This is a genomic window from Serinibacter arcticus, from assembly GCF_004786095.1.
Taxonomy (GTDB): Bacteria; Actinomycetota; Actinomycetes; order Actinomycetales; family Beutenbergiaceae; genus Litorihabitans; species Litorihabitans arcticus.
In genome coordinates, this window is the sequence record NZ_RHPJ01000002.1 from 341,624 (window position 1) to 354,361 (window position 12,738).

Genomic DNA, 12,738 nt, shown 5'->3' on the forward strand with positions numbered 1-12,738 from the left:
CGACGCCGGGCCGCCCCGGTCGTCCGACGCCGGACGACCGCACCAACCAGCACCGCCAGCACTCCCTCTCTTCCTCGCTCCACCCTGACCAAGGAGTTCGCTCATGACCAGCTCGACCAGGATGCGCACCGGGCGCCTCACCGCCGCCGGCATCGTCGGGGCGGTGATGCTCGCCGTCGGGGTGGGCACCGCTGCCGCCGCACCCGTCATCGACCCCGACGCCACGGGATCCCTCACCGTGCACAAGTTCGAGGCCCCAGCGACCCCGCTCACCGGCCTCCCGAGCGACGGTTCGGAGATCACCGACCCGATCGACGCCGACCCGCTCGCCGGCGCCGAGTTCACCGTCTACGAGGTCACGGGTCTCGACCTCGCCACCAACGACGGTTGGGAGGACGCCGCCGAGCTGCAGGAGTCGTTCAACCCCGCGACCGTGCTGCCCGGCGCCGTGCCCGCCACCGTCGGCGGCTACACGCTGGCGGAGATCGACGACGTCATCACCGACGCCGACGGTGAGGCGCTGTTCGACGACCTCGACATCGCGCTCTACCTCGTGGTCGAGTCGTCGACACCGGCCGGATTCACCCCGGTGCCGTCGTTCATGGTGACCGTGCCGCTCACGCTCGACGACGAGTGGGTGTACGACGTCCACGTCTACCCCAAGAACCCGGGCTTCACGGCCTCCAAGGTCGTGACCGACGTGATCGACCAGGACCTCACGACGGTCGGCGACCAGGTGCTCTACACGATCACCGGCGACATCCCGGCGCAGGGCCTCGACGCCTACCGCGTGGTGGACACGCTCGGCGCGGCGCTGACGTACGTGCCCGACGCGACCCAGTCCGACCTCACGGTCGCCGTGACGGGTTCGACCGCCTCGACGCTCGCTCTCACGACGGGCTACACGGTCACGGTCACCGGGCAGACCATCCAGGTCGACCTCACCGCGGCGGGTCTGACCACCCTCGCGGCGGCGAAGACGGCCGACGCGACGGCGCAGGTCGTCGTCACCCTGATCGTGACGGTCAACGGCGTCGGTGAGATCTCCAACGTCGCATCCGTGTACCCGAGCCAGGCGGCCATCATCAACGGCCTCCCGACCGTCACGCCGGCGGTCGAGTCCAAGTGGGGCAGCGTCACGATCGAGAAGAGCTCGAGCGACGCGTCGATCACCGCCCTGGCCGGCGCGACCTTCGAGGTCTACTACACGACGGCCGCCAGCTGGAACGGCGTGCCCGGCGAGGGTGGGGCCGTGCAGGTGACCGTGGGGACCGAGACCACGTTCCCCACGGCGGCCGACGGCAGCGTGACCGTGGGTCCGCTGCGCTACAGCGACTTCGCGAACGGCATCGAGGTCGTCGCAGGCTCGCCCGAGTTCCGCTACTACTGGCTCCGCGAGGTCGTGGCGCTGGCGGACCACGAGCTGCTCGCCCAGCCGGTCGGCTTCACCATCGAGGACGAGGACGAGACCACGGCGGTACCGACCGACACGGTCTCGGAGATCGTCAACGTGCCCAGCAACGCCGGGTTCGAGCTGCCGTTCACCGGTGGCATGGGGACCGTGTGGTTCACGGTCGCCGGTGTGCTGCTGATCGGTGGCGCGACGCTGCTGCTGGTGCGCCAGCGCCGCTCGCGCGCCTGAGGTGGATCGCCGCCGGCGGGGCGCTCGCGCGTCCCGCCGGCGGCGATCGCCGTCCCGTCCGATCTGTCTGACCTGACCTGACCTGACCCGTCGAGGGAGAGCGTCCCGTGACCACCGCCCCGCCTCCGCCCGTGCGGCCGCGTGCTCGGACGCGCCGGGCGACCCTCGCCGCGGCGTGGCGGGCGAGCCCCGTGCGGATGACGTGGCAGCAGTGGCTGGTGGTCGTGATCGCCGTGGCGGGGGTGGGCGTGCTCGTCTACCCGACGGCGGCGAGCTGGTTCTCCGCCAGGGTCCAGACCGGTCAGGTCGCCAGCTACGCCGAGACCGTCGAGGCGTTGCCGTCGCGCGAGGCGGAGCAGCTCCTCGCGGAGGCGCACGCCTACAACGACTGGCTGCCGCGGGGCCCGCTGCGCGACCCGTTCCGACCGGACGGCGTCGTGGAGCAGACAGCCGTCGGTGACTACGTGGCCGACTACTACGCCAAGCTCGCCGTGCCGGGCGTCGAGCCGATGGCGCGGCTGACGATCCCCGACATCGGGGTCGATCTCCCGGTGCTGCACGGGACCGACCCGGCCGCCCTGACCCAGGGGGTCGGCCACATCTTCGGATCCTCGCTCCCCGTGGGCGGCGAGAGCACCCACGCCGTGCTGACGGCGCACTCCGGCTACGTCAACGCCACCCTCTTCGATGAGCTGCACCGTCTGGTCGTCGGCTCGGAGATCACGATCCACGTGCTCGGCGAGGCCCTCGTCTACCGCGTGGACCAGATCCTGGAGGTGCTCCCGAACGAGTCCGACAGCCTCCAGGTCGTCGAGGGCGAGGACCTGGTCACGCTCATCACCTGCACCCCGATCGGTGTGAACACCCACCGGCTGCTGGTGCGCGGCGAGCGGGTCGACGACCCCGAGGTCGTGGAGCGGGCGGCGGCGGTGACCGCGGCGCCACCGGTCTCGCCGGGGTTCCCGTGGTGGGCGGTCGCGATCCTCGGGACCGGGCTCGCGTCGTACTCGCTGGCCCGACTGGCGACGCCGGCCGGGGCTCAGGCCGGGGACGCCCCACGGCCCGCCCGCAGGCGGGCCCAGATGCCGTAGATCTCGCACCCGAGGCAGAAGTCGAACACGGCGTTGAGGAACGCGGCGACGAAGGCCAAGGCTGCGGCGATCACCAGCGCGTACGGCACGCCGACGAGAGCCAGGACGAGACCCGTCGCGGTGATGACGAAGCCGACGAGCTGCGCGAACGTCGGCGGGCGGGGATCCTCCCGCTCGGCCGGCGGTCCCAGCCGCGGGGCGACGAGGGCGCGGTAGACCGCTCCCTGCCAGGTCCGCTGGATCCCGCCGAACGCCCCCAGCGCGAATCCCGCCACGACGACGCCGCCGAGCACCAGACCCGCGGCGCCGTCGCCCAGGACGATGATCGCCAGCAGCAGCACCGCGGTGAGGGCCGCGCCGAAGCGGGGGCCGCGCGGGTCGATCCCGGCCGGTGTCGCGGGCGATCCGGTGGTCGAGGTGGCGGGGGCCGTGACCGGGGACGGGTCCTGCGGGGACGAGCTGCTCATGCGGATGCTCCTGATCGCTGGTCGGCCTCGCGCAGGACGGCCGTGGCTCGGGTGAGGTCGGGCGTGCCGTTGATGCGCGCGACGAGGATGCCGTCGGGGTCGAAGACGAAGGACGCCGGGGTGCGCCAGACGGACAGCAGCTCGGCGACCTCGGGCCGATGCTCGACGTCGATCTCGACGTGGTGCTCCGGCCCGGCGACCCGCTGCCACAGCCGCGCCGTCGCCCGGCACGGGGAGCAGACGGCTGCCGAGATCTGCACGACCGTCACGCCGGCGCCGCCCGCCCGACCGCGTGCGGCGTCAGGACCCAGCACGTCGCCGAGACGAGGACCGCCCGAACCCACCGCTCGACGCCGACCGTCCCTGGCCCGCAGCAGCAGACCGACGGCGGTCGCGATCGCGAGCACCACGAGGGCGAGCACGACGCGAGGACCGGTGGACTCCAGCACGACCGGGACGATACGCGCGCGCCGAGGACGCGGCGGGACCTGCGCCGTCGTCCCACATCCTGGTCGCTCGCGATCCCACGCGACGCGCGGCCTCAGGCCGAGGTCCGGGCGAGGAGCGCAGCCTCCTCGGCCCGGTAGGCGGGGGTCATCGGGACGTCGCGCCCCTTGTACCGCCACGCCACCAGCGCCGTGACGTCGAACCGGCGCGCGCACTCGCCGCACGACATCGGGTGGGCGGGGCGGCGGTGACGCTGTGCCTCGTGCCCGCGCGGGCAGGTGCCGACCCAGTCGTGTGCGGGCGACGCAGAGGTGTGGAGGGAGACCCGACCCGTGGCACCGATGCGCTGAGCCGTGCGGCGCCACACCTCGTCGTGCGCGTGCTGGGCGCCGACCATGGCGTGGGCGACCTCGTGCAGCACCGTCTCGACGACCTCGGCCTCCGACATCACGGTGACGAGCGGGGCGCTCAGGACGATCGCCCGCCGCTCGTGGCGGCACGCTCCCGCCCGGGTCTTGGCCCTGCTGAACTCGACCTTCCAGGCGTCGAGCCCGTGGCGGTGCAGCAGGGTGACGGTGAGTCGCCGAGCCTCGAACAGATTCATGGCCTGATCCCCTTCTCGAACGCGTGTGCGGTGCGATGGTTCGACTGTAGGAGGGGGGTCTGACATCGGGGCTACGGTGGGGTGATGAGCCAGGACGAGCGCGCCGCCGAGGACCGTGACCGCGACGCCGAGCGGGGCGACGGCGAGCAGGTCGACGAGCGGGTCGACGCCTCCCACGACGCCGAGACCCTCGGCTCGCTCGGCCCCGGGCTGAACCAGAACCTGCTGGGAGCCACGCTGCGCTCGGTCGACTCCGTCGAGGACCTGGGGCAGGACCGCCGCCACGACAGGCTCGCGGCCGGGGTGTCGATCGGGATCTTCGTCGTGCTGGGCATCGCCCTGGCGCTGTTCCTCGCGCTGCGCTGAGGTCGCGCCCGGGCCCTGCCAGGTGCCACGACGAGACCGAGGTGCAAGGATCGGCGGATGACCGACACCGCTGACGCCGTCGCCGTTCCCGGGTCCGAGCCGCCCGTGACCCGCCGCGAGCGCCGTCGCTCCGAGGCCGCGGCCCGCCCCTGGTGGCACACCGCCGTCGTCTACCAGGTCTATCCGCGTAGCTTCTCCGACTCCGACGGTGACGGGATCGGTGACATCCCGGGCATCACGAGCCGGCTCGACCACCTGGCCGAGCTCGGCGTCGACGTCATCTGGCTGTCGCCCGTCTACCGCTCGCCGCACGACGACAACGGCTACGACATCTCCGACTACACCGACGTCGACCCCGCGTTCGGCACGCTCGCCGACCTCGACCACCTCATCGCCGAGGCGGCCGCCCGCGACATCGGCATCGTGATGGACCTCGTGGTCAACCACACCAGCGACGAGCACGAGTGGTTCCGGGACAGCCGCTCCAGTGCCGACAGCGCGAAGCGCGACTGGTACTGGTGGCGCCCGGCGCGCCCCGGCACCACCGCCGGCGAGCCCGGCGCCGAGCCGACCAACTGGGGCTCCTTCTTCTCCGGCAGCGCGTGGCAGCTGGACGAGGCGACCGGTGAGTACTACCTGCACCTGTTCAGTCGCAAGCAGCCGGACCTGAACTGGGAGAACCCCGAGGTGCGCGGCGAGATCTACGCGATGATGCGCTGGTGGCTGCGGCGCGGCATCGCCGGCTTCCGCATGGACGTCATCAACCTCATCTCCAAGCGCCTCGGCGCGGACGGCGTGCCCGGGAGCCTCGCTGACGGCGCCCCGCGCGCGGACGGCTGGGGCAACGGGTTCCCCCAGTACGTCGACGGTCCCCGCATGGACGCGTTCCTCGCCGAGATGCACCAGCAGGTCTTCGACGCGTTCCCCGGGACCTACCTCACGGTCGGCGAGACCCCGGGTGTCACCCTCGAGCAGGCCCGCAGCTACACCGACCCCGCGAACCGCGAGGTCGACATGGTGTTCCAGTTCGAGCACATGGGTCTCGACAGCGGGGTCGGCGGCAAGTTCGACCCCAAGCCGCTGCACCTGCCCGACCTCAAGGCCAACCTCGCGCGGTGGCAGGACGGTCTGGCGGAGACGGGGTGGAACGCCCTGTACTGGGACAACCACGACCAGCCGCGCATCGTGAGCCGCTGGGGTGACGACGGCGAGCACCGCGTCGCCAGTGCCAAGACCCTCGCCACCGTGCTCCACCTGCACCGCGGCACCCCCTACGTCTACCAGGGCGAGGAGCTCGGCATGCCGAACGCGGGCTTCACCTCGCTCGCGCAGTACCGCGACCTGGAGAGCCTCAACTACGCAGCCGACGCCGACCGCCTCGGGATCGAGGAGGCCACGCTGCTGCGCGGGCTCGCGGCGCAGAGCCGCGACAACGCGCGTACGCCCGTCCCGTGGGACGCCTCCCCGAACGCCGGCTTCACCACGGGCGAGCCGTGGATCGACATGACGCCCGGCTGGGAGACCGTCAACGCGCAGGCCGCCCGCGCCGACCAGGGTTCGGTCTTCCACCACTACCGGCGCCTGGTCGAGCTGCGGCACGCCGATCCGGTGGTGGTCGACGGCGCCTTCGAGCTCCTCGCGCCGGACCACGAGCAGCTGTGGGCGTTCACGCGCACGACGGCGGACGCGCAGCTCGTCGTCGTCGCGAACCTGTCGGGCGAGGAGCTGGGGTTCGCCATGGCCGAGATCGGGCTCGACGGCGGAGCGCCCCTGAGCGAGGTCGCCGTCGCGTCCCACGCCGAGGCCTCGCGTCCCGACGGCGAGGGCCGACTCGTGCTGCGGCCGTGGGAGAGCGTGGTGTTCCGCCGGGCGGTCTGATCGTCGCGACTCCTGCCACCGCGCGGCGGGCGGGCCTATGCTCGCCGTGTCGTGCGGCTCACCGGAGCCCGGGCGGTGCACAGCCCCGTCCACGTCAGCACGACCCGACACAGGAGGTCCCCGATGGCTCTCGACGACATCATCGCCAAGGCCAAGAACGCTCTGGGCGACGGCAAGGCCGACGGCGCGCTCGACAAGGCGGCCGAGCTCATCAAGGGCAAGACGCCGGACAACGTCGACGGCAAGGTCGACCAGGCCGTCGAGGCCGCCAAGAAGTTCCTCGACAAGAAGTAGGGCGCTCCCGGCGCCGACGCTCCGTCGACCGCGCCCACCGAGCATGCTCCAGGGGTCGTTCTGAGCGTCAGAACGACCCCTGAGGCATGCTCGGCACGGAGTCCGAGGCTAGATCTCCGCGAGCGCCTTGCGGATCCGCTTCGCCGAGACGGGGCCGTCCGTCCCCAGCTGCTGCGCGAACAGCGACACGCGCAGCTCCTCGATCTGCCACCGGACCGCCACTGCGCGAGCCTTGCGCGCCGGCGCCAGGCCCGGGGCGTCCACGACGGCGACCGCGTCGGTCAGCTCCTGCACCTCCCACGCGAGGGTCGCGTCGCGCGCGGGGTTCTCCTGCGCCTTGGTCAGCCGCACGCCGTCGGCCCGCAGGTAGCGCACGAGGTGACGCAGGCGGTCGGGCGGGGTCGCGGCGACGAAGCCCGCGTGCACGAGCGAGGCGGCGTGCTCGCGGATCTGCTGGAGCGTGGCGAGCAGCGCGATCGACGTCGCGCCGCGCACGGCCGCCTCGAGCTCGCGGTGCGCGACCAGCGCCTCGACCACGCGCGCGACGACGCCGTAGACGGTGTCCTCGAGCGCCCCGCGGACGTCGGCGCGGACCGTGCGGTAGGCGACGTCGTCGCGCACCGCACCCAGGTCCACGGCCTGCGTGAGAGCCGAGATCGCAGCCGTCTGCACGTCCCGGACGAGGTCGGCGGTGCTCCGGTACGGCGAGGACGCGAGCGTCAGCGCCTCGCGCCCGGTCCACCGCGAGGTCACGCGCGACTCGCTCAGCGCGAGATCGCGCAGCAGCAGCTCCCGCACCCCGGCCGCGTGCGACGCCGGCGCCAGCTCCGCCTGGGACAGCACCCGGAGCGCCACCCGAGCCGCCTTCTTCCCCGACCCGGCCGCCTCCACCACCAGCGCGGGATACCCGCGCACCTCGAGCCCCCCGACGACGGTCGACACCTCGGACGGAATCACCCGACCGGACAACGACTCCCAGGACGCCACATCCTCGACCTCGACAGCCCCAGCCGACGTCAACCCCCCGGCAGAGGTCACCCCGGACCCCCCACTCCCCACCCCAGGTGAGCCGGCGACGCCACCCGAGGACGGGACGCCGGGACGTGCGTCGGACGATGGCGGGCCTGGCGGGAGCGACGCGTCGCGCGAGGAACGAGCCGACCCGTCGCGGATGGCGGCCGACGCACGTCCCGGCGTCTCGACCTCCCCACCCGAAGAGGCCTCCCGCAGCGCCCGCCGCACAGCCGACTGCACAGCCGCCTGCGACTGCACCGCCAACCGCCGCTGCAGGTACCGCAGGTCGTGCGACTCCTCCAGCACGGCCCCGCGCTCCCCGACGACGCGGAACGTGATCCGCAGGTGCGCCGGCAGCTTGTCGGCGACGTCGGCGAACGCCTCGGGCGGCACGACGACGTCGCGCACCTCGCGCAGCGCGCGGGCGAACGCGCCGTGGAAGGAGGGGGCGCCGTCGGGCGCGGGGGCGGCGTCGGCCCACTCCGGCAGGCGGGCGACGGCGGCGGACGCGGTGTCGGGGGCGGGGACGAGCTGCACGCGCACCGGCTTGGGCAAGGCGCGGATGGTCGCCGTCGCGAGCTCCGGGACGAGGGAGGGCACGAGCCAGTCGAAGCCGTCGGGCCGCACGCGCGGGAGCACGGCGAGGGGGATGTGGACGGTGACGCCGTCGGCGTCCTGACCGGGGGAGAACTGGTAGGTCAGCGGCAGCTCGATGGAACCGGCGCCGCTCGCACCCGAACCCGGCATCGCCTGGGTCCAGGTCTCGGGCAGGCCGGACGTGTCGACGTCGGAGGCGCCGGGCGCCAGGAGGTCGAGGGTGTAGGTGAGGAGGTAGGGCGTGTCGCGGCGCGCGTCCTTCCACCAGGCGTCGAACGTGCGGGACGTGGCGATGTGCTCGGGCAGGCGGTCGTCGAAGAACTCGACCAGGGCCTCGTCGTCGGCCAGGAGGTCGAGCCGCCGGGTGCGCTCGGCGAGCTCGGCGGCCTCGGCCCGCAGCTCGCGGTTGCGGGCGACGAAGCGGTGGTGGCTGCTCCACGCGTCGTCGACGAGCGCGTTCCTGATGAACATCTCGCGGGCCAGCCGGAGGTCGACCTTGGCGTAGGGGACGATGCGGTCGGGCACGAGCGTGACGCCGTAGAGCAGCACCTTCTCGTGGCACATCGCGGCGCCCTGCTTGCTGGACCAGTAGGGCTCGGAGTGGGTGCGCTTGACGGTCTCCCCTGCCAGCTTCTCGGCCCACTCGGGCTGGATGCGGGCGGCGGTGCGCGCGAACAGGCGCGAGGTCTCCACGAGCTCGGCCGCCATCACGAACGCGGGGGGCTTGCGCGCGAGCGCGGAACCGGGGAACGGCACGAACCGGGTGCCGCGCGCGCCGGCGTAGTCGCGCTTGCGATCGTCCCAGCTGCCGATGTGGCTCAGGAGGCCGGCGAGGATCGCCTGGTGCACGCCGTCGGAGTCGACGCGACGGCGTCGCACCACGTTTGCCTCCGGCTCGCCGTCGATCCGCACACGGCGGTCGGCGTGCTCCGGATGGATGCCGACGGCGCCGGCCAGCTGCTTGAGCTGACCGTGGATGTCCTGCCACTCGCGCACGCGCAGGAAGTGCAGGTACTCGGTGCGGCACAGGCGGCGGAAGGCGCTCGAGCCCATGACGCTCTGCTGGTCGCCGAGGTAGTCCCACAGCGTCAGGAGCCCGAGGAAGTCGGACGTGACGTCGGAGAACCGGCGGTGGCTCGCGTCGGCCTGCTCCTGCTTGTCGACGGGTCGCTCGCGCACGTCCTGCACCGACAGCGCGGCCACGATCACCATCACCTCGCTGACGCACCCGACGCGCTGCGCCTCGATGAGCATCCGCCCGAGCCGCGGGTCGATGGGGAGCTGCGCGAGCTGGTGCCCCACGTGCGTCAGCCGCACCTCGCGCGCGGCCGGCTGGGGCTCTCCGAGCGGGTTCTCGTCCACCGCGATCGCGCCGAGCTCGGTGAGCAGGGCGACGCCGTCGCGAATCGCCCGCATCTCCGGCGGCTCCACGAACGGGAAGTCCTCCATGAGCCCGAGACCGAGCTCGGCCATCTGCAGGATGACGCTCGCGAGCGACGTGCGCAGGATCTCCGGCTCGGTGAACTCCGGGCGCCCCGTGTAGTCCGTCTCCGAGTACAGCCGGACGGCGACGCCGTCCGCCACCCGCCCGCAGCGGCCGGAGCGCTGGTTGGCGCTGGCCTGCGAGACGGGTTCGATCGGGAGTCGCTGCACCTTCGTGCGGTTGGAGTAGCGCGAGATGCGCGCCAGGCCCGTGTCCACGACGTAGCGGATGCCCGGCACCGTCAGGCTGGTCTCGGCGACGTTGGTCGAGATGACGACGCGGCGGTAGGGGTGCTGCTCGAACACGCGGTGCTGCTCGGCCGCGCTCAGCCGCGCGTACAGCGGCACGACCTCGACGGCGCCGGGCACCGTGCTGGTGGCGCCCGGGTGGGTGAAACGGGTGCCGAGGCTCTCGCGCAGCGCGTCGGTCGCGTCGCGGATCTCGCGCTCGCCGGAGCAGAACACCAGGATGTCGCCGGGTCCGAGGGCGGCGAGCTCGTCCACGGCGCGGGCGATCGCCGTCGGCTGGTCCAGATCCTCCTGCGCGACGGCGGGGGCGCCCTCGTCGTCGTCCTCGACGCGGTCGGGCGAGAGCGGGCGGTAGCGGATCTCGACAGGGAACGTGCGGCCGGTGACCTCGATGACCGGGGCGGGTTCGGCGTCGGCGGCGCGCGTGTCGGCGACCACGAGGCCGTCCGGACCCTGCGCGAAGTGGCGTGCGAACCGGTCGGAGTCGATGGTCGCCGAGGTGATGACGACCTTGAGGTCGGGCCGCTGCGGCAGCAGCCGTCGCAGGTACCCGAGGATGAAGTCGATGTTGAGGGACCGCTCGTGCGCCTCGTCCACGATGATCGTGTCGTAGCGCGAGAGGGTCGGGTCGCGTTGGATCTCAGCGAGCAGGATGCCGTCCGTCATCACCTTGATCAGCGTGGTCGCGCTGACCTTGTCGGTGAAGCGGACCTGGAACCCCACCACGCTGCCCAGCTCGACGCCGAGCTCCTCCGCCAGGCGGTCGGCGACGGCGCGCGCCGCGATCCGGCGCGGCTGCGTGTGACCGATCGAGCCGGTGATCCCGCGGCCGAGCTCCAGGCAGATCTTGGGGATCTGGGTGGTCTTGCCCGAGCCGGTCTCGCCCGCGATGACGACGACCTGGTGGTCGCGGATCGCGGCGGCGATGTCCTCGCGGCGGGCCGTGACCGGCAGCTGCGGCGGGTAGGTGATCTCGGGCAGCGCGGCCTGGCGGGCCTCGAGCTGCTCGGGGGTCAGCGGGCGGGGGACGGAACGACCACGGCCGCGGCCCTGGCCGCGGCGCTGCTCGCGCGGATCGCGCCGGTCACCGGGCGGACGCCGCTCTCCGGGCTCGCGCTCGCCGCGCCGCTCGGCACCGTTCCGGTTCGCTCCCCGGCGACGGCGCGGCCGGTCCCTGCCCGGGCTCGGGTCGGGGGCGGGCTGGGAGGGTTCGGTGGCGTCGGACATCGCCTTCCATCATCCCAGCCCGGTCGAGGGTATTGCTCCGCGGACCCGCGTCACGGCCGGGTGGACCACGCGGGCGCGAGAGCGCGGGCCTCGAGACCCGCCCCCGGGTGGCGGGCGTGCAGGACCCAGGCCTCGCCGTCGCGCGGGTAGACGCGGAGGGTGTGCGAACCGTCCGCGGCGAAGATCTCCACGATCGTCCCGTCCACGAGGACGGTCGCGGCGGTCCCGACGTCGCCGCTCCAGACCGTGCGCGACGCGTCGGCCGAGACGAGGTGCAGCTCGACCGGGCCGCTCGCGTGCGCCAGCCAGGTCGGGGACGGGGTCGTCAGGACGTCCCCGTCCCCGTGGCGGGTCACGTCGAGGGCGGCGCCGCTCAGCGCCACCACCTCGCGGCACGGCACGAGGCGCGCCACGCCGTCCTCGAGGACGAGCTCGCGCGGGATCGTCAGCAGTCCGGCCCAGCCCCGGGCGGCGATCTCGTCGAGCGAGATGCCGTCGACGCCGTCGGCCCTCGACTCCCACGACCAGCCCGACACCAGCACCCGGTCGTCGGCGACGAGCGCCTGCGGCGCGTAGAAGTCGGGCCCGTGGTCGAGCGGTGCCCCGCCGCCCGCGACGAAGCGCGGCACGCCGTCGGTGACCTCGAGGTCGCCCGTGTAGGCCGTGACGCCCTGGCGGGCGCCCTCGTCCTCCAACCACGAGACGATCAGCACCCAGGTCTCGCCGAGCCGCACGAGCTGCGGGCACTCCCAGACGTCACCGCGGGTCGGGACGCCACCGGGGAGGTCGGCGGCGGCCGCCAGCTCGCCGAGCAGCTCCCACGACGCCGACACCTCGGGCACGGCGTAGACCAGGACCGCTCCACCGCCCGTGGGACGTCCGGCGCCCTGCACGGCGTACCGCCGCCCCTCGACGGTGAGGAGGAAGGGGTCGCGGACGTCGATCCAGCCCTGCGGGTGGGGGGCGACCGAGGTGGTGGCCTGGGTGAACGTGTCGCCGTGGGGACCGCTCCGGCCGGGGGCGATCACCACCCCGGAGTCGTGCGCACCGTCGCGCACGGCGGTGTAGACGAGGGTCGGCACGCCGTCGTCGACGACGGCGACCCCGCTCCACGCACCGCCGGCGTCCACCGTGCCCGCGCGGGGTGCGAGGGCGGCTCCCTCGTCGCGCCAGTGCACGAGGTCGGACGAGCTGGCGTGCCCCCAGTGGATGTTGCCGTGCGTGGTGGCGTCGGGGTTCCACTGGTACATGACGTGCCAGCGGCCGCCCCACAGGCCCATCCCGTTGGGGTCGTTGAGCCAACCCCGGTGCGGGTGGACGTGGAGGAAGGTGTCGTCCGGCACGGGCTGCTCCTCGGGTACGGGTCGGGCGGGTAGGTCG

10 protein-coding genes are annotated in these 12,738 nt (G+C 73.3%); 5 read left to right on the top strand and 5 right to left on the bottom strand.

Going from position 1 to position 12,738, the window contains the following annotated elements; genetic code table 11:
• Window positions 1-103: 103 nt before the first annotated feature.
• Complete coding sequence (locus SERN_RS06295) at window positions 104-1,642, top strand: SpaH/EbpB family LPXTG-anchored major pilin (RefSeq protein WP_135849278.1); 1,539 nt, start codon at window positions 104-106, stop codon at window positions 1,640-1,642.
• Between the two features lie 107 nt (window positions 1,643-1,749).
• The gene (locus tag SERN_RS06300; RefSeq protein WP_233251509.1) at window positions 1,750-2,733 is read left to right on the top strand and encodes a class C sortase; all 984 of its coding nucleotides are present in this window, start codon (window positions 1,750-1,752) and stop codon (window positions 2,731-2,733) included.
• Here the strand turns inward: SERN_RS06300 and SERN_RS06305 are convergent.
• The 3 genes from SERN_RS06305 to SERN_RS06315 all read right to left on the bottom strand — a co-directional run bounded on the left by SERN_RS06305 (window position 2,682) and on the right by SERN_RS06315 (window position 4,251).
• The gene (locus tag SERN_RS06305; protein WP_135849279.1) at window positions 2,682-3,200 is read right to left on the bottom strand and encodes a DUF4395 domain-containing protein; all 519 of its coding nucleotides are present in this window, start codon (window positions 3,198-3,200) and stop codon (window positions 2,682-2,684) included. The genes SERN_RS06300 and SERN_RS06305 overlap by 52 nt on opposite strands.
• Complete coding sequence (locus SERN_RS06310; protein ID WP_135849280.1) at window positions 3,197-3,649, bottom strand: TlpA family protein disulfide reductase; 453 nt, start codon at window positions 3,647-3,649, stop codon at window positions 3,197-3,199. Before SERN_RS06310 ends, SERN_RS06305 begins: the two co-directional genes overlap by 4 nt.
• A 92-nt stretch (window positions 3,650-3,741) precedes the next feature.
• Window positions 3,742-4,251 carry a SprT-like domain-containing protein gene (locus SERN_RS06315; protein WP_158292589.1) on the bottom strand — a complete coding sequence of 170 codons (510 nt, stop codon included), beginning with the start codon at window positions 4,249-4,251 and terminating at the stop codon, window positions 3,742-3,744.
• Between the two features lie 84 nt (window positions 4,252-4,335).
• Here SERN_RS06315 and SERN_RS06320 point away from each other — a divergent pair, with 84 nt between their 5' ends.
• The 3 genes from SERN_RS06320 to SERN_RS06330 all read left to right on the top strand — a co-directional run bounded on the left by SERN_RS06320 (window position 4,336) and on the right by SERN_RS06330 (window position 6,789).
• A complete protein-coding gene (locus SERN_RS06320; RefSeq protein WP_135849282.1) occupies window positions 4,336-4,617 on the top strand; it encodes a hypothetical protein in 282 nt (93 codons plus the stop codon).
• Window positions 4,618-4,674: 57 nt separating this feature from the next.
• The gene (locus SERN_RS06325; protein WP_135849283.1) at window positions 4,675-6,495 is read left to right on the top strand and encodes a glycoside hydrolase family 13 protein; all 1,821 of its coding nucleotides are present in this window, start codon (window positions 4,675-4,677) and stop codon (window positions 6,493-6,495) included.
• Window positions 6,496-6,618: 123 nt separating this feature from the next.
• Window positions 6,619-6,789, top strand: coding sequence for an Rv0909 family putative TA system antitoxin (locus tag SERN_RS06330; RefSeq protein WP_135849284.1), 171 nt, complete (start codon window positions 6,619-6,621; stop codon window positions 6,787-6,789).
• Between the two features lie 108 nt (window positions 6,790-6,897).
• On the opposite strand, the gene hrpA is transcribed toward SERN_RS06330, so the two are convergent.
• Window positions 6,898-11,358, bottom strand: coding sequence for an ATP-dependent RNA helicase HrpA (gene hrpA / locus SERN_RS06335; protein ID WP_135849285.1), 4,461 nt, complete (start codon window positions 11,356-11,358; stop codon window positions 6,898-6,900).
• Between the two features lie 50 nt (window positions 11,359-11,408).
• Window positions 11,409-12,701, bottom strand: coding sequence for a glycoside hydrolase family 32 protein (locus tag SERN_RS06340; RefSeq protein WP_158292590.1), 1,293 nt, complete (start codon window positions 12,699-12,701; stop codon window positions 11,409-11,411).
• Between the last annotated feature and the right edge of the window lie 37 nt (window positions 12,702-12,738).

What these genes read in the sequence shown, in the direction of transcription:
- hrpA (WP_135849285.1), bottom strand. Translation starts at nt 11,358, where the DNA reads ATGTCCGACGCCACCGAACCCTCCCAGCCCGCCCCCGACCCGAGCCCG.
- SERN_RS06325 (WP_135849283.1), top strand. Translation starts at nt 4,675, where the DNA reads ATGACCGACACCGCTGACGCCGTCGCCGTTCCCGGGTCCGAGCCGCCC.
- SERN_RS06295 (WP_135849278.1), top strand. Translation starts at nt 104, where the DNA reads ATGACCAGCTCGACCAGGATGCGCACCGGGCGCCTCACCGCCGCCGGC.
- SERN_RS06315 (WP_158292589.1), bottom strand. Translation starts at nt 4,251, where the DNA reads ATGAATCTGTTCGAGGCTCGGCGACTCACCGTCACCCTGCTGCACCGC.
- SERN_RS06305 (WP_135849279.1), bottom strand. Translation starts at nt 3,200, where the DNA reads ATGAGCAGCTCGTCCCCGCAGGACCCGTCCCCGGTCACGGCCCCCGCC.
- SERN_RS06330 (WP_135849284.1), top strand. Translation starts at nt 6,619, where the DNA reads ATGGCTCTCGACGACATCATCGCCAAGGCCAAGAACGCTCTGGGCGAC.
- SERN_RS06320 (WP_135849282.1), top strand. Translation starts at nt 4,336, where the DNA reads ATGAGCCAGGACGAGCGCGCCGCCGAGGACCGTGACCGCGACGCCGAG.